Below are 392 nucleotides of genomic sequence, written 5' to 3'. Positions count from 1 at the left end.
CCCTTGGGACCTACTCCAGCCCCAGGATGCGACGAGCCGACATCGAGGTGCCAAACCATCCCGTCGATATGGACTCTTGGGGAAGATCAGCCTGTTATCCCCGGGGTACCTTTTATCCGTTGAGCGACACCACATCCACAAGTAGGTGCCGGATCACTAGTCCCGACTTTCGTCCCTGTTCGACATGTCTGTCTCACAGTCAAGCTCCCTTGTGCACTTACACTCACCACCTGATTGCCAACCAGGCTGAGGGAACCTTTGGGCGCCTCCGTTACATTTTGGGAGGCAACCGCCCCAGTTAAACTACCCACCAGGCACTGTCCCCAACCCAGATCATGGGCCAAGGTTAGACATCCAATCCGATCAGAGTGGTATTTCAACAACGACTCCAC

The 392-nt window shown here is 55.4% G+C and carries 1 rRNA gene; it reads right to left on the bottom strand.

From position 1 onward, the window contains the following. Nucleotides 1-392: ribosomal RNA gene (locus tag HMPREF3056_RS07160) — 23S ribosomal RNA — on the bottom strand; the annotation flags it as partial.

The organism is Corynebacterium sp. HMSC056F09 (assembly GCF_001815785.1).
Lineage (GTDB): Bacteria > Actinomycetota > Actinomycetes > Mycobacteriales > Mycobacteriaceae > Corynebacterium > Corynebacterium hiratae.
The sequence above is the reverse complement of the archived record's forward strand: the minus strand, read 5'-3'. Positions and strand labels throughout refer to the sequence as shown.